The sequence below is a fragment of the Kineococcus glutinatus genome (genome assembly GCF_039542765.1).
In the GTDB taxonomy this organism is placed as follows: domain Bacteria; phylum Actinomycetota; class Actinomycetes; order Actinomycetales; family Kineococcaceae; genus Kineococcus_A; species Kineococcus_A glutinatus.
The window spans coordinates 1-1,830 of record NZ_BAABIL010000275.1 but is presented as its reverse complement, the minus strand read 5'-3'; the positions used below and the strand labels follow the sequence as shown (position 1 = coordinate 1,830).

The window sequence follows — 1,830 nt, the reverse complement described above, 5'->3', positions numbered from 1 at the left end:
CTCGCGTACCGCGCGGTGCACGCCGACCCCGCACCGGGGACCGCCGACCCGGCGCCGGGAACTGCCGTCCTCGTCCAGCGGCTCGTCGACGCCGACGCCGCGGGGGTGCTGTTCACCGCCGCCGACGGCGCCGCCGCGCGGCTGGAGGCGTCCTGGGGGTTGGGGGAGCCGGTGGTGCGCGGTCTCGTGACGCCCGACACCTGGGTCCCGGCGCCCGGTGGTGGCCTGGAGCACCGCGCGGGGGACAAGCGCACCCGCGTCGACCGCGCCCCCGGCGGGACGGCCACCACCGCGGTGCCGCTGCGCGACCGCGCCCGGCCCTGCCTCGACGAGGTGCGGGTGCGGGAGGTGCTGGCGCTGGGGGAGGCGGTGGCCGCCCACCTCGGCGGCCCGCAGGACGTGGAGTTCGCCGTCGCGGCCGGGCGGGTGTGGCTGCTGCAGGCCAGGCCGGTGACCGCCCCGCTGCCGCCCCCGGGTGCGGCCCCGGGTGCGGCCCCGGGTGCGGCCCCGGGTGCGCTTCTGGTGGGCGCCGCCGGCAGCCGGGGGAGCGCCGCGGGTCCCGCCCGGCTGGTGCGTTCTGCTGCGGACTTCCCGCACGTGCAACCGGGTGACGTGCTCGTGTGCCGCGAGACGGACCCGGCGTGGACGCCGCTGTTCGGCGTCGTGGCCGCCGTCGTCACCGAGGTCGGCGGGGTGCTCAGCCACGCCGCGATCGTCGCCCGGGAGCGGCGGCTGCCCGCCGTGCTCGGGGTCCCCGGTGCCCTGGGTGTGCTGCGCGACGGGCAGCACCTCGTCGTCGACGGTGACGCGGGGACCGTGCGGCCCGCCTGAGCCGCTACGGGATCGCGGCCAGCCGCGCGTAGCGCTCCTCGACGCGGGCGATCTCCGCCTCCGCCGTCGGGCCGCCGGGGTGCCCGTCCAGCAGCGCCGCGAGCCGGTGCAGGCAGTCGTGCCAGCCGGCGGCCGGGTCGGCGGGCGGCAGGTCCGGGTCGCCGATCCACGTGGTGAACGTCAGCAGGGTGCCGCCTGCGGTGGGTACCAGCTCCCAGCGCAGCACGTCGACGTCCCACGTCCACTCGAAGACGGCGGGCGGGTCCCAGACGCGGACCTCGCCGGTGGTGGCGGTGTCCTCGCCGATGCGCTCGCCGTGGGCGGCGACGACCTCCGGCCAGAACGGCAGGGTGAGCCGCGCCCCGGCCCGGCGTTCGCCGACGACGTCGCAGGGCAGCCGGGCGCGCAGGTGCCCGGAGTCGGTGATGGCGCGCCAGACCTTCTCGCGGGGGTGGGCCAGGTGGCGCTCGTAGCGCAGCACCCGCCGGCCGTCGGGGTCGCGGTGCAGCGTGCCGAGGGGCTCGTCCATCAGTCCTCCATCTCGTCGAGGTGCTGCTCCAGGGCGTCGAGGCTGCGCGCCCACATCGCGCGGTAGGGCTCCAGCCAGGCGTCCAGCTCCCGCAGCGGGTGGGGGCGCAGCCGGTACCAGCGGCGCTGCGCGTCGGTCCGGACGCTGACGAGGCCGGCGTCGCGCAGGGCCCGCAGGTGCTTGGAGGTGCTGGGCTGGGGAATGCCGAGGGCGGCGGTGAGCTCACCGACGGGGCGTTCGCCGGTGCGCAGCAGTTCGACGATGCGCAGCCGGTTCGGCTCGGCCAGCGCAGCGAGCGCGGCGGTGTCCACGGCTCGAGCATGCAGCGATGTGCATATGCCCGTCAAGGCATGTTCGGGGGCTCGCCGGCCCGCCCTTCTCCAGGTCCGGGCGCCGGGCGCGGCCCCGCGGAGCGCCCGAACCCGGAGATGGGCGGGGGAGGGGTGCCGGCAGAGCGCCCGAACCCGGAG

3 protein-coding genes are annotated in these 1,830 nt (G+C 78.1%); 1 reads left to right on the top strand and 2 read right to left on the bottom strand.

All coding sequences use genetic code 11. The features are described 5' to 3' along the window. The coding region (locus ABEB16_RS11120; protein ID WP_345712318.1) for a PEP/pyruvate-binding domain-containing protein at nt 1-831 on the top strand (831 nt) is incomplete at its 5' end. Between the two features lie 4 nt (nt 832-835). On the opposite strand, the gene ABEB16_RS11115 is transcribed toward ABEB16_RS11120, so the two are convergent. Next, nucleotides 836-1,360 (bottom strand): SRPBCC domain-containing protein, encoded by a 525-nt coding sequence (locus ABEB16_RS11115; protein WP_345712317.1) that lies wholly within the window; start codon nt 1,358-1,360, stop codon nt 836-838. Next, entirely contained in the window at nt 1,360-1,671 is a 312-nt protein-coding gene (locus ABEB16_RS11110) for an ArsR/SmtB family transcription factor (RefSeq protein WP_345712316.1), read from the bottom strand. The genes ABEB16_RS11115 and ABEB16_RS11110 overlap by 1 nt, the downstream gene beginning before the upstream one ends. Between the last annotated feature and the right edge of the window lie 159 nt (nt 1,672-1,830).

What these genes read in the sequence shown, in the direction of transcription:
- ABEB16_RS11115 (WP_345712317.1), bottom strand. Translation starts at nt 1,360, where the DNA reads ATGGACGAGCCCCTCGGCACGCTGCACCGCGACCCCGACGGCCGGCGG.